This window comes from Microbacterium sp. VKM Ac-2870 (assembly GCF_015350795.1).
Taxonomy (GTDB): Bacteria; Actinomycetota; Actinomycetes; order Actinomycetales; family Microbacteriaceae; genus Microbacterium.
Genome location: NZ_JADKSH010000003.1, coordinates 465313 through 481154 on the forward strand (window position 1 = coordinate 465313; position 15842 = coordinate 481154).

At 67.8% G+C, this 15842-nt stretch carries 18 protein-coding genes and 1 tRNA gene; 10 read left to right on the forward strand and 9 right to left on the reverse strand.

Annotated features, from left to right (window positions below):
• Window positions 1-11 precede the first annotated feature (11 nt).
• Window positions 12-617: an LON peptidase substrate-binding domain-containing protein gene (locus tag ITJ43_RS09530; RefSeq protein ID WP_194583599.1), complete on the forward strand. Its 606-nt coding sequence runs from the start codon at window positions 12-14 to the stop codon at window positions 615-617.
• 6 nt (window positions 618-623) lie between these two features.
• Here the strand turns inward: ITJ43_RS09530 and ITJ43_RS09535 are convergent, their stop codons facing one another.
• Window positions 624-1241, reverse strand: coding sequence for a MarR family winged helix-turn-helix transcriptional regulator (locus tag ITJ43_RS09535; RefSeq protein WP_228495629.1), 618 nt, complete (start codon window positions 1239-1241; stop codon window positions 624-626).
• A gap of 128 nt (window positions 1242-1369) precedes the next feature.
• Between ITJ43_RS09535 and ITJ43_RS09540 the strand changes: the two genes are divergently transcribed.
• Both ITJ43_RS09540 and ITJ43_RS09545 read left to right on the forward strand, forming a co-directional pair.
• The gene (locus ITJ43_RS09540) at window positions 1370-2044 is read left to right on the forward strand and encodes a hypothetical protein (protein WP_194583600.1); all 675 of its coding nucleotides are present in this window, start codon (window positions 1370-1372) and stop codon (window positions 2042-2044) included.
• 110 nt (window positions 2045-2154) lie between these two features.
• Window positions 2155-3855 carry an AMP-binding protein gene (locus ITJ43_RS09545; protein ID WP_194583601.1) on the forward strand — a complete coding sequence of 567 codons (1701 nt, stop codon included), beginning with the start codon at window positions 2155-2157 and terminating at the stop codon, window positions 3853-3855.
• 29 nt (window positions 3856-3884) lie between these two features.
• On the opposite strand, the gene dcd is transcribed toward ITJ43_RS09545, so the two are convergent.
• Together dcd and ITJ43_RS09555 are read right to left on the reverse strand one after the other, a co-directional pair.
• Window positions 3885-4490, reverse strand: coding sequence for a dCTP deaminase (gene dcd / locus ITJ43_RS09550; protein WP_194583602.1), 606 nt, complete (start codon window positions 4488-4490; stop codon window positions 3885-3887).
• A 41-nt stretch (window positions 4491-4531) separates the two neighbouring features.
• Window positions 4532-5122, reverse strand: a complete 591-nt coding sequence (locus ITJ43_RS09555) for a TetR/AcrR family transcriptional regulator (RefSeq protein ID WP_194583603.1) — start codon at window positions 5120-5122, stop codon at window positions 4532-4534.
• Window positions 5123-5283: 161 nt separating this feature from the next.
• Here ITJ43_RS09555 and ITJ43_RS09560 point away from each other — a divergent pair, with 161 nt between their 5' ends.
• The 3 genes from ITJ43_RS09560 to ITJ43_RS09570 are packed head-to-tail and all read left to right on the forward strand — an operon-like array spanning window position 5284 to window position 7099.
• On the forward strand, window positions 5284-5880 hold the full coding sequence (locus tag ITJ43_RS09560) for a DUF6230 family protein (RefSeq protein ID WP_194583840.1): 597 nt from the start codon (window positions 5284-5286) through the stop codon (window positions 5878-5880).
• On the forward strand, window positions 5871-6365 hold the full coding sequence (locus ITJ43_RS09565) for a DUF6114 domain-containing protein (RefSeq protein WP_194583604.1): 495 nt from the start codon (window positions 5871-5873) through the stop codon (window positions 6363-6365). The genes ITJ43_RS09560 and ITJ43_RS09565 overlap by 10 nt, the downstream gene beginning before the upstream one ends.
• A complete protein-coding gene (locus tag ITJ43_RS09570; protein ID WP_194583605.1) occupies window positions 6362-7099 on the forward strand; it encodes a hypothetical protein in 738 nt (245 codons plus the stop codon). Before ITJ43_RS09565 ends, ITJ43_RS09570 begins: the two co-directional genes overlap by 4 nt.
• A gap of 22 nt (window positions 7100-7121) precedes the next feature.
• Here the strand turns inward: ITJ43_RS09570 and ITJ43_RS09575 are convergent, their stop codons facing one another.
• Window positions 7122-7313, reverse strand: a complete 192-nt coding sequence (locus ITJ43_RS09575; protein WP_194583606.1) for a hypothetical protein — start codon at window positions 7311-7313, stop codon at window positions 7122-7124.
• Window positions 7314-7482: 169 nt separating this feature from the next.
• Between ITJ43_RS09575 and ITJ43_RS09580 the strand changes: the two genes are divergently transcribed.
• Together ITJ43_RS09580 and ITJ43_RS09585 are read left to right on the forward strand one after the other, a co-directional pair.
• Window positions 7483-7556, forward strand: a tRNA-Gly gene (locus tag ITJ43_RS09580).
• Between the two features lie 812 nt (window positions 7557-8368).
• Window positions 8369-9316 (forward strand): hypothetical protein, encoded by a 948-nt coding sequence (locus tag ITJ43_RS09585; RefSeq protein WP_194583607.1) that lies wholly within the window; start codon window positions 8369-8371, stop codon window positions 9314-9316.
• Here the strand turns inward: ITJ43_RS09585 and ITJ43_RS09590 are convergent.
• A complete protein-coding gene (locus ITJ43_RS09590; RefSeq protein WP_141380644.1) occupies window positions 9276-9776 on the reverse strand; it encodes a GNAT family N-acetyltransferase in 501 nt (166 codons plus the stop codon). The two genes, ITJ43_RS09585 and ITJ43_RS09590, sit on opposite strands and share 41 nt — an antisense overlap.
• Window positions 9773-10072, reverse strand: coding sequence for a DUF1778 domain-containing protein (locus ITJ43_RS09595; RefSeq protein ID WP_194583608.1), 300 nt, complete (start codon window positions 10070-10072; stop codon window positions 9773-9775). The genes ITJ43_RS09590 and ITJ43_RS09595 overlap by 4 nt, the downstream gene beginning before the upstream one ends.
• A 708-nt stretch (window positions 10073-10780) precedes the next feature.
• Here ITJ43_RS09595 and ITJ43_RS09600 point away from each other — a divergent pair.
• On the forward strand, window positions 10781-11650 hold the full coding sequence (locus ITJ43_RS09600; protein WP_194583609.1) for a hypothetical protein: 870 nt from the start codon (window positions 10781-10783) through the stop codon (window positions 11648-11650).
• Between the two features lie 11 nt (window positions 11651-11661).
• Complete coding sequence (locus tag ITJ43_RS09605; RefSeq protein WP_228495630.1) at window positions 11662-12840, forward strand: low temperature requirement protein A; 1179 nt, start codon at window positions 11662-11664, stop codon at window positions 12838-12840.
• Between the two features lie 4 nt (window positions 12841-12844).
• Here ITJ43_RS09605 and ITJ43_RS09610 read toward each other — a convergent pair whose 3' ends face one another.
• The 3 genes from ITJ43_RS09610 to ITJ43_RS09620 all read right to left on the reverse strand — a co-directional run bounded on the left by ITJ43_RS09610 (window position 12845) and on the right by ITJ43_RS09620 (window position 15756).
• Window positions 12845-13501 (reverse strand): peptidase M23, encoded by a 657-nt coding sequence (locus ITJ43_RS09610; RefSeq protein ID WP_323741185.1) that lies wholly within the window; start codon window positions 13499-13501, stop codon window positions 12845-12847.
• Window positions 13502-13598: 97 nt separating this feature from the next.
• A complete protein-coding gene (locus tag ITJ43_RS09615; RefSeq protein ID WP_194583610.1) occupies window positions 13599-14486 on the reverse strand; it encodes an EamA family transporter in 888 nt (295 codons plus the stop codon).
• 16 nt (window positions 14487-14502) lie between these two features.
• Window positions 14503-15756 carry a serine hydrolase domain-containing protein gene (locus tag ITJ43_RS09620; RefSeq protein ID WP_194583611.1) on the reverse strand — a complete coding sequence of 418 codons (1254 nt, stop codon included), beginning with the start codon at window positions 15754-15756 and terminating at the stop codon, window positions 14503-14505.
• Window positions 15757-15842 lie beyond the last annotated feature (86 nt).

The following is a 15842-nucleotide window of genomic DNA, read 5'->3' on the forward strand; positions in this document are numbered from 1 at the left end:
TGACTGGGCCCATGACGGTGATGCCGATGTTCCCTCTCGGATCGGTGCTCTTTCCGCGCACGCCGCTGCCGTTGCGGGTGTTCGAACCCCGCTACCTGCAGCTGATGGGCGAGCTGCTCGACAGCGACGACCCGCGGTTCGGCGTCGTCCTCATCGACCGCGGGCACGAAACCGGCGGGGGCGACCAGCGATCGGGAATCGGCACGTTCGCCCGGCTGACCACCATCGCCGCTGGTGCGGACGCCCTCCAGGTCGTCGCCATCGGAGAAGACAGGTTCACGGTCGACCGCTGGCTCGACGACGATCCCTACCCGCGCGCCGAGGTGACCGTTCTTCCGGCGCTGGAGTGGAACGACGCGCTGACGCCGTTGCGCGTCGAGGCCGAGGCGATCGTGCGCCGCGTGCTCGGCCGCTTCCCCGATGCTCCCTGGGGCGCCCACATCGAGCTGTCGGACGATCCGTTGGCCGCTGTGTGGCAGATCGCCGCGATCGCCCCGCTCGTGGAATACGACCAGCAGGCACTGCTGCGCGCGACGACGACGGGTGGACTGCTGCGCCAGATCATCGATCTGACGCTCGAGGTCGACGAGATCTGGCCCGGGGCCGAGGATCTGTAGCCGACGTCAGCCGGCGGGCCAGGCGGCGGCGAGCTTGGTGAGCAGGCGCGCGAGCTCGGCACGCTCCTCACCGGTGAAGTCCGTGAGCGCCTGAGTCAGATACTCCCGACGCCGGCCCCGGAACCCGCGAGCGAACCGCTCGCCGGTCTCGGTCAGGGCGATGCGCGTGCGACGCGCGTCATCGGGGTCGGCCTCCCGCTGCACGAGCCCCATCTCGACGCTCTGCTGCACGAGGCGCGACGCTCGCGGCTGATCGACGCCGATCGCCTCGCCCAGTTCGCTGACGCTGAGGGGATGGGATGCCGCGTGCAGCGCCTCGATCAGGCGCAGACGGGCGGGACCGCCGTGGCGCATGGCGGGGCCGCCGCCGCGCATGCCGACCCACCCCTCGGGGGGGCCGAATCCACGATCGACCCCATGTTCTCCGCCGCGGGGGTGGGTTCGACGTCCTCCACGGGGACCGAAGCGGTCGTGCGCATGGTCAGCCGCCGCGGGGTCGCCGGAGTCGCCGCCCGCGCCCCGTCCGCGCATCCCGGGACCGCGTCCACGCAGAAGTCCGAGGGCGGCATCGATCGCGTCCAGGGCCTGCGCAGCGGATCGGTCGGAGGGTTCAGCATCCGTCATCCCTCAAATTTACATGTCGCTTGACATGTTCTCATCATGCATGTCATGCTGCATGTACATGCACATTGACATGCAAACTGGCGACAGCTGAGCAACCGCTCGGCCACCGCTCGATGAAAGGACCTCCCATGGAGAACCCCACAGACACCACAGACACACACCACATCCCCGACGCTCACTCGTTCGCCCGCTGGGTGCGCGCCGTCGATCGCCTGCTCTGGCAGGAGCGCGCCGCGGCTCTGACCGCCGACGACATCAGCCCGCGCGACGCGCGCCTGCTGCACGTGCTCGCCTCCGATCACGCCTCGACGCTGCTGGCGCACCTCTCCCACAGGGGAAAGCGTCTGCGTCGACTCGCCGAGCGCGGCTGGGTCGCCGAGGCGGACGGCACCTGGTCGCTGACCGACGCCGGGCGTGCCGCGGCCGACCGTCTCGCCCAGCGCGCGAACGAACTCGGATCGCGCCCGAGCGAGGCCGTATCGACCGACGAGCTGGCCGCAGCGAGCAGGACCCTCGAGGCCGTCGCCCGCGCTCTCGGCTGGCGGGAGGGCGAGTCCCGCGAAGGACGTCACCCGCACCACCCGGGCGGGTTCGGTCCGCGCGGTCACCGCTTCGGTCACGGCCGACACGGTTTCGGGCCCGGCGCGCACGGGTTCGGTCCGCGTGAGCGCGTCCACGGCGGACGCGATCGCCATGGCGACGACGTCGCCGATCGCGACTCGCGTCACGGTGACGCCGAGAGTGCTTACGAGCGCGGCTTCGCCGCCGGCTTCAGCGAGGGACGCACCGCCGCGAGCGCCTGAGCGACTCGCGAACCCGCCGTCGCCCGCCGTCGCCCGCCGGGAGAGCGTCGCGAACGCTCCTAGAATGGCGGCGACGCGCGGCGGACCCGCGGCGCAGATCGAGAACCCTCATGCCCCTCTCCCCCGCCGGTCGCGCCTTCCGTGACGCCCGCGACCTTCTGCTCTCCCACGCCGATGACCTCGACGCGGCGCATGCCGCGTTCCGCTGGCCCGACGTCGGAGACCATTTCAACTGGGCCGTCGACTGGTTCGACGGCATCGCCGAAGACAACGACCGCGTCGCCTTGCGCATCACGGAAGAAGACGGCAGCGAAGCTTCCGTCACCTTCGACGCACTGCGCCGGCAGTCGAACCGGGTCGCGAACTGGCTGAGCGCCTGCGGCATCGGTCGTGGCGACCGCGTCATGCTCATGCTCGACAACCGCATGGAGCTGTGGGAGGCGATGCTCGCGATCATGAAGATCGGCGCCGTCATGCTGCCGACCTCGGTCGTGCTCGGCAGCGACGACCTCGCCGAGCGTCTCGAGCGCGCCGAGGTTCGCGCCGTCATCGCCGACACGGCGGATGCCGCCAAGTTCGACGCCCTCGACGCGGAGCTCATCCGCATCGTCGTGGGTTCGCCCCGCGCCGGTTGGCACTTCTTCGACGACGCGGATGCCGCGAGCGACGCGGCACCGGATATCGAAATCGACTCGACCGACCCGTCGATCATCTACTTCACCTCGGGAACGACGTCTCGTCCGAAGATGGTCGAGCACACCCACCTGACCTATCCGGTCGGCCACCTGTCGACGATGTACTGGATCGGCGTGCGTCCCGGAGATGTCCACATGACCATCAGCGCGCCCGGCTGGGGCAAGCACGCATGGAGTCTCTTCTTCTCGCCGTGGATCGCCGAGGCGACGGTGTTCGTCTACAACTACTCGCGCTTCGACCCCGAAGCTCTCGTCGCCCAGCTCGATCGCGCCGAGGTGAACACCTTCTGCGCGCCTCCCACGGTGTGGCGCATGCTCATCCAGGCGTCGTTGGAGAAGCGTCCGCGGGCGCTGCGCGAACTGCTGTCTGCCGGCGAACCACTCAACCCCGAGGTCATCGCGACGATCGAGCGGTGGTGGGGCATCCAGATCCGCGACGGCTACGGGCAGACCGAGCTGACCGCGGTCATCGGCAACACCCCGGGAACGCCACTCAAGCCCGGCTCGATGGGCCGCCCCCTGCCGGGCAACGACGTGGTGCTGATCGATCCGCTCACCGGGCTCGAGGCGGACGAGGGCGAGATCTGCCTGCCGACCGCGCCGACACGCCCGTTCAACCTGACCCCCGGTTACGTCGGCGAGCCCGAGCGCACGGCAAAGGTCGAACACGACGGCCTCTTCCACACGAGCGACGTCGCCTCGCGCGACGCCGACGGCTTCCTCACCTTCGTCGGCCGCACCGACGACGTCTTCAAGGCGAGCGACTTCAAGGTGTCGCCGTTCGAGGTCGAGTCGATCCTGCTGACGCATCCGGCCGTCGCCGAGGCGGGCGTGGTCGGCGCCCCCGACGACGTGCGCCTGAACATCGTGAAGGCTTACGTGCAGCTGAGCGCGACGGCGGCACCGGACGCCGAGACGGCGCGGGCGATCTTGGCGCATGCGCGCGAGCACATGCCGCCGTATATGCGCGTGCGCCGCGTGGAGTTCGCCGAGCTGCCCAAGACCATCTCGGGCAAGATCCGCCGTGTGGAGCTGCGCGATCGCGAGATCGCGCAGGCGGGAACGCGCATCGAGACGGAGTTCCGCGAGAGCGACTTTCGCGACCTCAAGGGCTGATCAGCGGCCCGCGGGCGCGGCGCGACGGATCAGGCGCCGCGGGCTCCGGCATCCGTCGAGCCGACGTCGGTGCGGTGGAAGTTCTGGAACGACCGCGAGGCCGTCGGCCCGCGCTGCCCGTGGTACCGGTTGAGGTACGGGCCCGTGCCGTAGGGGTTCTCGGCGGCCGACGACAGGCGGAAGAAGCAGAGCTGGCCGATCTTCATGCCGGGCCACAGCTTGATGGGCAGCGTCGCGACGTTCGACAGCTCGAGCGTCACGTGACCCGAGAAGCCCGGGTCGATGAAGCCGGCCGTCGAGTGGGTCAGCAGGCCCAGTCGACCCAGCGACGACTTGCCCTCGAGGCGCGCCGCGATGTCATCGGGGAGGGTGACCTGTTCGAACGTCGATCCGAGCACGAACTCGCCGGGGTGCAGGACGAACGGCTCGTCGGGCTTCACCTCGATGAGGTGCGTCAGGTCGGGCTGGTCTTCGGCCGGGTCGATGAAGGGGTACTTGTGGTTGTCGAACAGCCGGAAGTACCGGTCGAGGCGAACGTCGACGCTCGAGGGCTGCACCATCGCGGGCTCCCAGGGAGCAAGGCCCACGCGGCCGGCGGCGATCTCGGTACGGATGTCACGATCACTGAGCAGCACGCCGCCAGCCTACTGTCCCCGCACGTGGCGCCGGAGCGGATTCAGGGTTCGACGGATGCCGCGACGGCCAGGGCAGAGCGGGCGAGCACGCCGACGATCTCCTCGGCCGGGCGGTCCGACTCGAGCCCCAGCTCGATGAGCACGTCTTCCGCGAACGCCACCCAGGCGCGTGCGGACACTCTCAGCAACGCGGAGTCGGCGTAGCCGAGCTCGCGGAACACGTCGAGAATGCGGCGCGCGTTCTCATCGCGAGCCTCGTCGACCAGCTCGCGCACGACGGGGTCTCCGCTGGCGACGCCGCGCACCAGCGAGTAGAAGGTGCCCCGGTGGGCGCGGACGAAGGCGACGATGCGGGCGATCGTGTCGTCGAGGCGCTCGAGCGCCGGAAGTTCCGCACGCGGAGCGGACGCCGCGATGAGCGCATCGCGTGCTGTCGTGACCACGGCGGTGTGCAGACCCTGCCGCGTGCCGAAGTAGTGGAACACGAGTGCCCGCGAGACGTCTTCGCGCTCGGCGAGCGCCTCGATCGTGAGCTCGTCCAGCGGGCGCGACACCAGGAAGGCGACCCCCGACGCGATCAATTGCGCACGGCGATCTTCGCGCGACAGGCGCCTGCGCTGGTCGATGGCCATGACCCGACCCTATCGACCGACCTCGTCAAGGCCGTCGGCCCCACAGAATGAGAGTCCTCTCACGAACACGCCCGGCTTATTGACTGTTTGTCAATTCAGGCGCAAAGTCGGTGATCGAGCGCACCGGCAGCGGAGCCGGCGCCCCGGCATCCGGAGGATCGATGAGACTCTCGAACCCCACCCGCTCTCGCGCAGGTCGCATCACCCTGGCCACGATCCCCGTCGTGCTCGCCTCGACCTTCCTCCTCGGCGGTGTCGCCCAGGGCGCGGTGCCCGTGTCGTTCGCCGTGTCGGGCAGCCAGTTCCAGATCAGCGCCTCGAAGCTGGAGGGAACGGGCTTCTCGCAGTACGCCGGCGTCACGCAAGACACGGCGGGCGGATCCCACAACGTCGCGATCGCGAACATCGCGTCGGCTCAGCTGTACGACCTGTGTCAGTCGGTCGTCTCGGACACTCCGCTCGGCAAGGTCGGGGTGATGATCACCGCCGGCGGCGGAGGAAACCCGGCGTCGGCGACCGACCTGCAGATCGGCATGACCGAGCTCAAGGGCGACTCGTCGTTCTCGAACATCCGCATCGGCGTCGACGCATCCACGGTGAACACGGCGGCGAAGGGATCGGCGGGCGACTTCGCCCAGGATGCCGACGGCGTCACCATCAACAACCTCCAGCAGACGTCGTGGAGCACGCAGGCCTCGGTCTTCACGCTCACCGGGATGTCGCTGAAGCTGACGGACGGATCGACGGGATGCTTCTGACGCGACGCGCCACCCGCGAGCAAGAGCCCGGTGCGGCGCCTGCCCAAGCCGACACTCCTTCCACCGGGCGAGGGACGACGTGGCGTCGTGAGCGACCGCTTGCCGGCGGCATCCTGCTGATGCTGGGTGGCCTGGCGATGTTCGGCTCGAGCCAGCTCGACTTCGGGCGCCTGCATATCCACCTCGGCATCGAGGGACTGCAGGCCGTGGTCATTCCCCTGCTGCTGATCGTGCTGGGCGCCCTGGTCATCGCCACTCCCGCACACCGCATCCTCTACGGCGTCATCGCGCTCGCAACGAGCGTCTACTCGATCGTCGGCGTCAACCTCGGGGGCTTCCTCGTCGGGTTCCTCCTGTCCGCGGTCGGCGGAATCCTCGCCGTCTCGTGGATGCCGCGCCCCACCGCGTCCGACGCGGATGAGCCCGCGGACACCGACGCTGACGCCGAGGAGGCGATCGTCCCCGACGAGGCGGTCGCACGATGATCCGCGGTCGGGCGCGCTCCGCCATCGTGGTCGCAGCACTTCTCGCGGTCACTCCGGGCACGGTCGGTGCCGCAGCCATGCCGGCCTCGGCCGCCGCGGCGTCGCGGGTTCAGCCCGCCGAGTGGTGCATCCCGATCATCCTGCCCTGCCACACCTCGCCGTCCCCCACCCCCAGTCCGTCGCCATCGTCGAGCGCGGCGATTCCCGGCATCCCCGGCCTCCCCAGCATTCCCGGCATCCCGAATCCGGCAGAGCCCTCGCCCTCTCCGTCACCGTCGGAGGGGACCACACCTCCCGCCGTAGCGCCCGTCGCCGACGAGCAGGGCCCGGTGTTCACTCAGCCGTCCGCGCAGCTCGGGTCGACGTCGCTCTCGTTCAGCGGGTTGCGAGGCATCTCCGTCGTCACCGTCCCGCTCGCCGACGGTTCACGGATCACGGCGCTGAAGCTCGAGGCCGACCGCATCACGATCTCGGGCTTCAGCCTGACCGTCCGTCATGACACCGGCCCGATCTTGACGACAACGGCCGACACGATGACCCTGGACGGCCACGTCGCCGTGTACATCAACTCATTGAGCGCCACCCTGCCCGGCGGCAAGCTCCTCACGCTGGGCGCCGACACCCCGCCGCCCGCCGAGGGCCTCAACTCGCTGTTCGGCGTCACCCTCGGCCTGGTCGGCTCGACCGCAGATTCGATCACCTACACGAACACGGTGCAGCACCTGTCGGAGTGAAGACAGCGACTCGCGGGTCGGCTCAGTAGTCGACCCGCGAGTCGTGCTCGATGTCGAGGGTCGTGTCATCCGCGGCCCACGCCGCCTGTGTTCGCTGCAACTGCCGCAACAACCACTCGGCGGTCAGCTCGCCGTCTTCCACGAGGGCGGCGAGCTGACGCTGCTGCTCGTCGACGGTGCCGCTGAGATCGTCGGGCGTGGGCGTCGCGGTCATGTGATCCTCCGTGGTCGCAGGCGTGTGAGCTGCCATCCTCCTCGGATGCCGCCGCCTCCTCGTCAGACAGGAGTCGAACGGTTGCGGCCGACGTCGGGGCGCGGCATCCGCTCGGTGGGCGTCCACAAGCTGGTTAGTATGGGTGCAGTCGGTGTTCGCAGCCGACTGCGGGGCTGTAGTTCAATGGCAGAACTTCTGCTTCCCAAGCAGATAGCGCGGGTTCGATTCCCGTCAGCCCCTCCATGGGTTGTTCGCGGAAGTACGCGATTTTGTTCGCGTAAGTCCTCGAACAGCTTTGCCCCGATCAGATTGACGTTTTGGCTTTCTGGCGGCTCGACGCAAGGCATCTGCATCGAGCGCGCCTGCTCGATGCAGCGCACCTCCCGCTCGCTGTAGACAGCACGTGTCCGTGACACCGTCGATCCGGGCATACAGGCTCAACACCCAAACCGGCACGCAGCCGCAAGTCCCCTCCCTGGCCTACTGGACAACTCGCTCACGACAACCTGCGGCTCGGATCTGTTGCGAGAACGCATGTGCGCCAGCCGACAGCCCGTCGCAGTCGAAGGCGGCGCAGTCGATGCGGTACGAATATGTTAGGAGCCGGGGCAAGGCGCAGACGTGTTGACTGGGGAGTGACTCATATGTCCGACAGCTACTTAGCGACGCTTGAGCGGCTGGCAGACGGCTGTAGCTCCGGCGGGCACCTACTTTGCGCTCACACGCTCGAGTGCCGCCTAGCGCTTGACGAAATGGTAGCCGCGAAGAACTCCCGCGAGATGGCGGCGAAGTTTGACGCGGGCCGGGAACGGCTTAGCCTTCAGTTCGAACAGCCGAGTGAGACATGGTCAACTAGTGCGCTTCTTCGGACGGCACGGGACCTCCTGCTCACACCACCGACGTCAGATCCGTGGTGGAGATCAATCTCAATCACAACCTCGTTGGCACGGCTCGGTGAGCGTGGGCTCAGCGCAGACGCGGTCGTTCGTACAGGCCTGGCCCGCGACCTCGTGAAGTTGATTGTGCGTGACGCTGCCATGTTCTGGGCCGCATCTGTGGCTGAGGACATCGAACGAGTGGAGGTCCCAGATGTCCTTGCACCGTGGGTCGCCCTGTTGCAAGCGGACCCCTCCCTTGCGCGTCACAAGAACGAGCTTCCTCCGCACATCGCCTCCGTCGCTCTAGCCGGAGATTTAGGCGCGACAGCGGAGAAGTGGATCCGCAACGCCGCCATTGCACACATCGTGAGCTGGCGAGTGGATGATTATCTCCACGTCGAACGCGAACCGAGGGACTTGGTCTTGCCCGGCGGGAAGGATGTCACGCACTGGGTCACGGAAAGGTTCACTCTGACCTACGTGCCCGAGTGGCGCGCGACCTCGCTCCAATGGGAGCAGATGTTGAACTCCAATCCCAGCGAAACAGCAAGCGCGGCTGGCGTGCCCCTTGCGCTGCTGCAGGAGCGAGCCGTCACGGCCGAGATGCTGAATAGCGCTCTGCAAGCCAAGCTAATCGGGCGTGTGGACGAAGAATTCGAGCAGCGCGAGTTGGGTGACTCTTCGATCGCCGCTCTTGCACGACTCCTGGAGGGGCGGCAATACGAAACCGCCCTACAGATGGCGCAGAGATTCCACGAGGCCCAACCGCAGGCGACGCACTTCGCGATGGCCTACGCGTTCTGCCTGATTCCCATCAACGCCGCCCGCGCCCGTTCAAGCCTCGAGAACTTCCAGCCTTCGGAGGGCAGCATCGGAGCGACGATACGTGAAATCAATCTGGCGAGCTGCGCGCTGATCGATCGAAACCTCGACAAGGCGGCTGAGCACGTCGCCAGCATCGTCACCGAATCAGACAGTGCAGCCTGGCTGTGGGATCCAGTCAGTTTGGTCCTAGGTGAACCACTGGTCCGTTATTGGCACATCGAAGAATGGGCGGAACAGTTCACGGTGGCGAAGTCAATGATCACTCCGCGAACCGCCGAAGTTCCTTCATCGGGATCATGAGGTGCAAGTCCTCGATCGGGGACTGAAGGAAGTCGCCATGGTGGAGGTAGAAGCTCTTCGCGCTTTCGTCACGACAGTGGATCAGGACGGCGGCCGCGCCAATACTTCCGCTGATGTGAAAAGACCGTATGAGCGCGTCGCGGAGCAGCCCCCACCCTAGGCCGGCTCCCTTGAATTCCTCGTCCACAGCGAGCCGCGCTAGGAGGATGCACGGGATTTGGGACGGTCGACGCTCAGCAAGTCGTGCGGGAGCGTCGCCGACGGCAACGGCAGCCATGGTGATCGAATAAAATCCAGCCACCCGATCACCATGGCGCGCAACGTATGTTGTCGCATTGTTTGCCGCTTGGTTCTCCCAAGCGAAGCGTGTGAACCAGTCGTCGAGCTCGTTCGCGCCGCTGTGAAACGCGCTTCGGTCGTCGCTCTTCTCAAGCTTGCGGGGCGCGGAGAAACTCGTCACGCCTCGTCCGAGAACACAGACGGTCGAGCAAACAACTTCTCGAACTTCGTCGTCGACGGCAGGGGTGCATCAAGGAGCCGCTTAAACTCCTCGAACTGGTCTTCGGTTGCGATGAACCAACGGCGATCAGCCATGACTCTCTCCGCATGTTCCACGGCGCTTCCAAGGATGAACTCGGTCAACGTGTGATCAGTAGCCTCGGCAGCACGACGGAGCAACGACTCTTGACGGTCCGTGGCGCGCAGGTTGATTCTTTGATTTTTGGCGAGTCGAGTATCGACTGCAGACTCAGACATCGGAATCTCCTTCTTGTACACACAGGGTACGTACATCCCCTCGTTCTTGTCAACTTTCGGCCTCGATTGAGTTCGCGCGCCGATGAGACTCATCGACTTGGAGTGATGCAGCGCCGAGAGGCTAAACGCCTGTGGACGAGACATCAGACTCCGGCTCGTCGGAGCAGTCTCGAACGAAGCAGGAACCCGCCGGAACGAGGTCACGTCATGAACGGACCCGTAGACGGAACGCCCACAATCGCGGGCGTGGATAGTGTTCGTCACGCCTCAGAGGATCCGAGAGGATTTTCTCGAGGATGCGAGAGGATCGGCTCATTTCTGGGCCTCGAAGAACCGCGGAAACACGCGGCTTCTCGCACTAAAGCGAACAACCCTCCATCCATATCCCTCGGCATCCGAGTTCTGCGCAACCGGATCCACTTCGCGTCGCGCGGCGGTCCAGACGGTCCGGGCACCATCGCGCACGCGAGGTTGACGACCAGCGCCCGACCGCGAGCGGAACCGGCACGGGCGGGTAGAGGTCGAGGTCGAGGATATTCGTGGTGACCAGCATCTTCCTCGCGCTTCTGACTCCGGTGACATTGCCGCGGTGTCCGTGACACTCATCGCCCTCCTCGGCCTCATCGCCGTCTGCCTGCTGGTCGTTCCGCTCATTCCTCGCACCGCGATCGCCGACATCGAGTAGCGGCCCGTTCTACGCTGGGAGGCATGAGCCTCACCGATCCGAAGGACGTCGCCGCTGAACGCAACCGTCGACTCGAGGGCTCGGGCAAAGCCCTCGCCGCGACGCTCATCTGGGCGTTCGTCGGGCTCGTGGCGGCGGCGGTGCTCGGCTTCGGGATCGGCGGGTTCTTCGACCAGTTGCGCGTGGTCACGATCAACAGCGTCTTCGGCTCCTGGGACGGCGGGATACCGGTCGAGCTACGGTCCACCGCACTGCCGGTCGGCATCGTGGGCTGCCTGCTGTCGATGGGCGCATACGGGGCGTGGAACCACCGCTACACGGGTCGGCGCACCTACTACGCCTTCATCGGTCCCGCATCGATCATCCTTCTGGGCATCACGATCGGCATCCTCGTCTCGACGAATTTCTGGGCCGCACCGGATGCCGTCGGCACTGCCGTCGACCCGACCTTCCACGACGACCAGGCGTGGGACGTCGGCGGGTGGGTGATGTACACGGGTCTCTGGTGGCTGCCGGGAATGTTCGCCCTGCTCACGGCGCTGAGCCTGATCGGCCGGGCGCGGGCACAGCGGTACCGCCGGCGCAACGCCGGCCTCGCCGCCGAGCTGCTGGCCTCCGGCCGCCTCGTCGACGCCGAGGTGACTTCCGCTCCGCTGCCGGTGACGGATGCCGCACGGATGGCGCTGACCCTCACGTTCGCATTCGACGACGGGCAGGGTGCCCGCCGCTGGGTGACGTGCATGACACTCCTACCCGTGACCGAGGTCCCTCGCGAGGGCGAGTCGCGCCCGCTCGTCTTCGACCCCCGCTCGCCGGGCGACGTCAAACGCATCTTCGTGTCGCCGACCGGTGACCTCGACCCCGCCTCCTTCGTCGCGGTGCGGCGCGCGTAAAGTCCACGCGGATGACGACACCCACGCCGGCAGCCCGCGCTCGTCGCGGCATCCGATCGATGACGGCGCGCGAGCCCGGCGAGCAGCACCGGGCGGCGAGCCCGCTGGAACTGTTCTTCGACCTCGTCTTCGTGGTCGCGGTCTCGCTGTCGTCACAGCAGCTGCACCTGATGGAGTCGCACGGCGAACTCGGGCTCGCGGTCGCGAGCTACATCATGGTGTTCTTCACGATCTGGTGGGCGTGGATGAACTTCACCTGGTTCGGGACGTCGTTCGCCGTGGACGATTGGCTCTACCGGGTGATGACGATCATCCAGATGGCCGGCGTGCTCGTGCTCGCCAGCGGCATCACGGCAGCGATGCAACACGGCGACTTCACCATCGTCACGTTCGGCTACGTCATCATGCGACTGGCGATGGTGGCACAGTGGCTGCGCGCGGCGGCATCCGTCCCCGAGTTCCGACGCGTCTGCCTGCGATATGCGGGCGCCATCGCGCTCGTGCAGGTCGCGTGGGTGCTGCGACTTCTGCTTCCGCCGGCCGCGGGGCTCATCGCCTTCTTCGTGCTCGTGCTCGCCGAGTCCCTCGTGCCGGTGTGGGCGGAACGCGACGCCCACACACCGTGGAACGCCCGCCACATCACCGAGCGCTACAGCCTTTTCACCCTGATCCTGCTCGGCGAGTCGATCCTCGCGTCGGCGGGCGCCATCATCGACGCCCTCGACCGCGGCGAGCACACGACCGAACTCATCGTCCTGTCGGCCGCGGGCCTGGTGATCGCCGCCGGGATGTGGTGGGTGTATTTTTCACGCGAACATCATCGCCACATCCGCACGCTGGCGTCATCGATCCGCTTCGGATATTTCCACTACGTGATCTTCGCCGCCGCCGGAGCCTTCTCCGCGGGCATCGAAGTGGCCGTCGACGACATCGACCACGAGGCAGCGCTGTCGAACGTCGTGGCCCACGCCACCCTCACCGTCCCCGTCGCCCTGTTCATCCTGGGGATCTGGGTGCTGACCGTGCGCGCGGCCCTGACCCTCGTCGGCAATGTGCTGCTGCTGGTCGGAGTCACCGCCGTGCTCGCGGCGACGTTCGTGCCGACGCCCATCGGGATGCTCGTCACCGCCGCCGTCGGCACGACGCTGGCCGTCGTGGCCGTCGAGCTGGGGCGCCCGCCCCGCACCTGAAGCCTCAGAGGCAGGTATCGATCACGGTCGGGTCATCGAGCACGCCGACGATGCGCTCGGCCAGCGGCCAGTACGGTGCATAGTGCTGTGGGTCGCGATTGATCTGCACCCGGTGCGCCACCGTCGTCGGGTCGGTCGCCGAGCGTTCGGGCTCGGGCACGTCGGCGACCATGGCGCGATAGAAGAGCGTGGATGCCGTGTACGGGTCGAGACGTTGCTCACGCGTTCCCCACCCGTCCTGCTGCTGGAACAACCCGATGGACGTCGTGCGACTGCCGTCGGGATTGGTGACGCCGCCGGTCTCCCAGTCGCCGTAGTCGATGTTCTGCAGGCTCGATTCGCCCAGGGCCGTCATCACCGCTATCGTCTGATCGCGAACGGGGAGTCCGGCGTCGCGGCCGGCGTCGATGATGGTCCGCGCGTTGTCGAGCTGCTCGCGGCCGAAGCCGTCGGCCTCGGCGCACACGGCCGCATGATGCACCGCTTGTCCGATCGCGACACCCGCGATCCCCAGCCCGACCGCGAGCACCGCTGCGATGGCGAGCGCCACCGCGCGCCGGCGTTGCAGCTGTCGACGCCGCCGCACGCCGACCGCCGGACGACGACGCGCGCGGCTGCGACCTCCGGAGCGGCGGCGCGAAGCGGTGGAGCGAACGGTCACCGCGGCATCCTGTCACGCTCGGCTGTTCGGGAGCCGAACGTGGCTGACCGCGCCGGGTTCAGTCCCGCGGTTCAGCCCAGCAGTTCAGCCCAGGGTTTCAGCCCAGCGGTTCGGCGGCTTCCCGCGCGCGGCGGCCGGCCGCTCGAACGGCGCCGATCGAGGCGACGATGACCAGCACGATGCCGACAATCTCCAGCCAGACGAGATGCTGGCCGAGCAGCGCCCAGCCGGCGAGCGCCGCGACCGCAGGGGCGAGACTCATCAGAATGGCGAACGCGGCGGCCGGCAGCCGCCGCAGCGCGATCAGCTCGAAGGTGTACGGCAGCGTCGACGACAGGAGAGCGACCGCCGCGCCGAGCCCGAGGATCTCGGAACGCAGGACAGCCGCACCGGCCGATGGGATGCCGAAGGGGACCGAGAGCAGCGCACCGACGGACATCGCGATGGCGAGCCCGTCGAGTCGGGGAAAGGTGGCGCCGACGCGCGCCGACGCGAGGATGTAGAGCGCCCAGCTGGCCGCCGCGCCCAGGGCGAAGAGCACTCCCACCACAGTGAGGCGGTCCCAGCCGCCGCCGGCGAGCGCAGCGACGCCGACCAGCGCGAGACCGGCCCATACCCACGCAGACCGGCGGCGACTGGCGATGATCGACAGCGCGAGCGGACCGAGCACCTCGATCGTCACGGTGACGCCCAGCGGCAGCTGCTCCAAAGCCAGGTAGAAGAGCCCGTTCATCGTCGCGAGCACCACGCCGAAGAGAATGACGTCGCGCCACGCGGCGGCACCGTGCCGCCGCAGGTTCGGCCGGGCGACGACCAGCAGGATCAGCGCCGAGAACACGAGACGCAGCATGACCATGCCGAGCGCACCGACATCGGAAGACAGCGTCACCGCGATCGCCGCGCCGCCTTCTTGGCACGCCAGCCCCGCCACGACGAGGGCGACAGCCGTGGGAGCGGCGGACGTGCGGGGCGCCCGAGCGCTCATCACCGGAGGGACACGGTCACGGGATGGGGCACACCGCGGCGGCAGCGACCTGAGCGGCCATGTCCTCGGCGGTCCACGGCAGCCCCGCTTGCGGTGCGGTGCGGCCCGAGGCGGCGGGCGCCTTCGAGGCGATGGCGGCCAGCTCCCAGGCGAGGTTTCGCACCAGATCGGCGGACGCTCGCGAGTTGTTGATCGTGACGACCACGCTCATGCCGGTGTTGCGGTCGGCGAAGGCCGCGGTCAGGGCACCCGGCACCGAACCGTACTGGCCGATGAGACTGCCGGCCTGGTAGGCACCGCCGCGCGCGGTGAACCAGGAGGGCCCGTTCGCGACGGCGGGCAGAGCGTTCTCGAACCGACCGGGCGCGTCGTACGAACGCAGTCCCAGCGCGAGCGCCTGGGCGTACTGACTGAGGTCGGTCAGGTCGCTGATGACTCCGGATGCCGTGAATCCGGCGGTCGGGGACAGGTCGACGATCGGGGTCGGAGCCGTGCACGCCGCCGTGCCATCGGCAGCGTTCCCCGTCCACAGGCCCTGAAGTTGGGCATTGCCGGTGCTGGGCAACGAGCTGCTCCGCAGGCCGTTGGGGCCGAACACGTACTGCTGGTACAGCTGGTCGGCGCTCTTGTCGGTCGCGCGCTCGAGGGCGAGCCCGAGCAGGACATAGCCGGTGTCCGAATCGGCGAAGACGGTGCCCGGCTGGGCGGCGGCGCCGCGCGACAGTCCGTAGCCGAGCAGTTCGCGCGGGTTCCACTGGCGTTCGGGTGTCGCCCGTGTGCGCACGTCGATCTGAGGGGCATAAGAGGCCAGACCCGTCGTCGAGTCGCAGAGCTGGCCGAGCGTGAGGTTCTCCTGATCACCGATACCGGTGACGTACTTGCCGGCGGTGTCATCGAGCGAGACCACCCCGTCGTGGACCAGACCGTAAAGCACGTCACAGGTCATCGACCGCGTGACGGCGCCCGCATGGAAGGTCATATCGCTGCCTACGGAGGCTCCGTCGGGCGCCACCGTGCCGATGCCCGCGTTCCACACACCAGACCAGGGCACGCGCACGCCGACGATGGCGCCGGAGGCGCCGGCCGCGGCGACGGCCTTCTCGACGGCGGTCTGCAGTTGGCCCTGGATGTCAGACGCGATCGCGCCGTCTACCTGATCAGGCACGGCGAGGTGCACCGTGTCGTCCGATGAACAGGCGGCGAGCGCGATCGCCAACGCGATCGTTCCTGCCAATGCCGCGACGCGTCGCGATCGACGAAGACCCCGCATCCTCACCCCCTGATCAGTCCTTTCAGCGTAGGACACGAACTCTCCGCCACCCGACGCCGTGACATACCTGTCACTATTCTCCCCCG

What these genes read in the sequence shown, in the direction of transcription:
- ITJ43_RS09530 (WP_194583599.1), top strand. Translation starts at nt 12, where the DNA reads ATGACGGTGATGCCGATGTTCCCTCTCGGATCGGTGCTCTTTCCGCGC.
- ITJ43_RS09535 (WP_228495629.1), bottom strand. Translation starts at nt 1,241, where the DNA reads ATGACGGATGCTGAACCCTCCGACCGATCCGCTGCGCAGGCCCTGGAC.
- ITJ43_RS09540 (WP_194583600.1), top strand. Translation starts at nt 1,370, where the DNA reads ATGGAGAACCCCACAGACACCACAGACACACACCACATCCCCGACGCT.
- ITJ43_RS09545 (WP_194583601.1), top strand. Translation starts at nt 2,155, where the DNA reads ATGCCCCTCTCCCCCGCCGGTCGCGCCTTCCGTGACGCCCGCGACCTT.
- ITJ43_RS09555 (WP_194583603.1), bottom strand. Translation starts at nt 5,122, where the DNA reads ATGGCCATCGACCAGCGCAGGCGCCTGTCGCGCGAAGATCGCCGTGCG.
- ITJ43_RS09560 (WP_194583840.1), top strand. Translation starts at nt 5,284, where the DNA reads ATGAGACTCTCGAACCCCACCCGCTCTCGCGCAGGTCGCATCACCCTG.
- ITJ43_RS09565 (WP_194583604.1), top strand. Translation starts at nt 5,871, where the DNA reads ATGCTTCTGACGCGACGCGCCACCCGCGAGCAAGAGCCCGGTGCGGCG.
- ITJ43_RS09570 (WP_194583605.1), top strand. Translation starts at nt 6,362, where the DNA reads ATGATCCGCGGTCGGGCGCGCTCCGCCATCGTGGTCGCAGCACTTCTC.
- ITJ43_RS09575 (WP_194583606.1), bottom strand. Translation starts at nt 7,313, where the DNA reads ATGACCGCGACGCCCACGCCCGACGATCTCAGCGGCACCGTCGACGAG.
- ITJ43_RS09595 (WP_194583608.1), bottom strand. Translation starts at nt 10,072, where the DNA reads ATGTCTGAGTCTGCAGTCGATACTCGACTCGCCAAAAATCAAAGAATC.
- ITJ43_RS09600 (WP_194583609.1), top strand. Translation starts at nt 10,781, where the DNA reads ATGAGCCTCACCGATCCGAAGGACGTCGCCGCTGAACGCAACCGTCGA.
- ITJ43_RS09605 (WP_228495630.1), top strand. Translation starts at nt 11,662, where the DNA reads ATGACGACACCCACGCCGGCAGCCCGCGCTCGTCGCGGCATCCGATCG.
- ITJ43_RS09615 (WP_194583610.1), bottom strand. Translation starts at nt 14,486, where the DNA reads ATGAGCGCTCGGGCGCCCCGCACGTCCGCCGCTCCCACGGCTGTCGCC.
- ITJ43_RS09620 (WP_194583611.1), bottom strand. Translation starts at nt 15,756, where the DNA reads ATGCGGGGTCTTCGTCGATCGCGACGCGTCGCGGCATTGGCAGGAACG.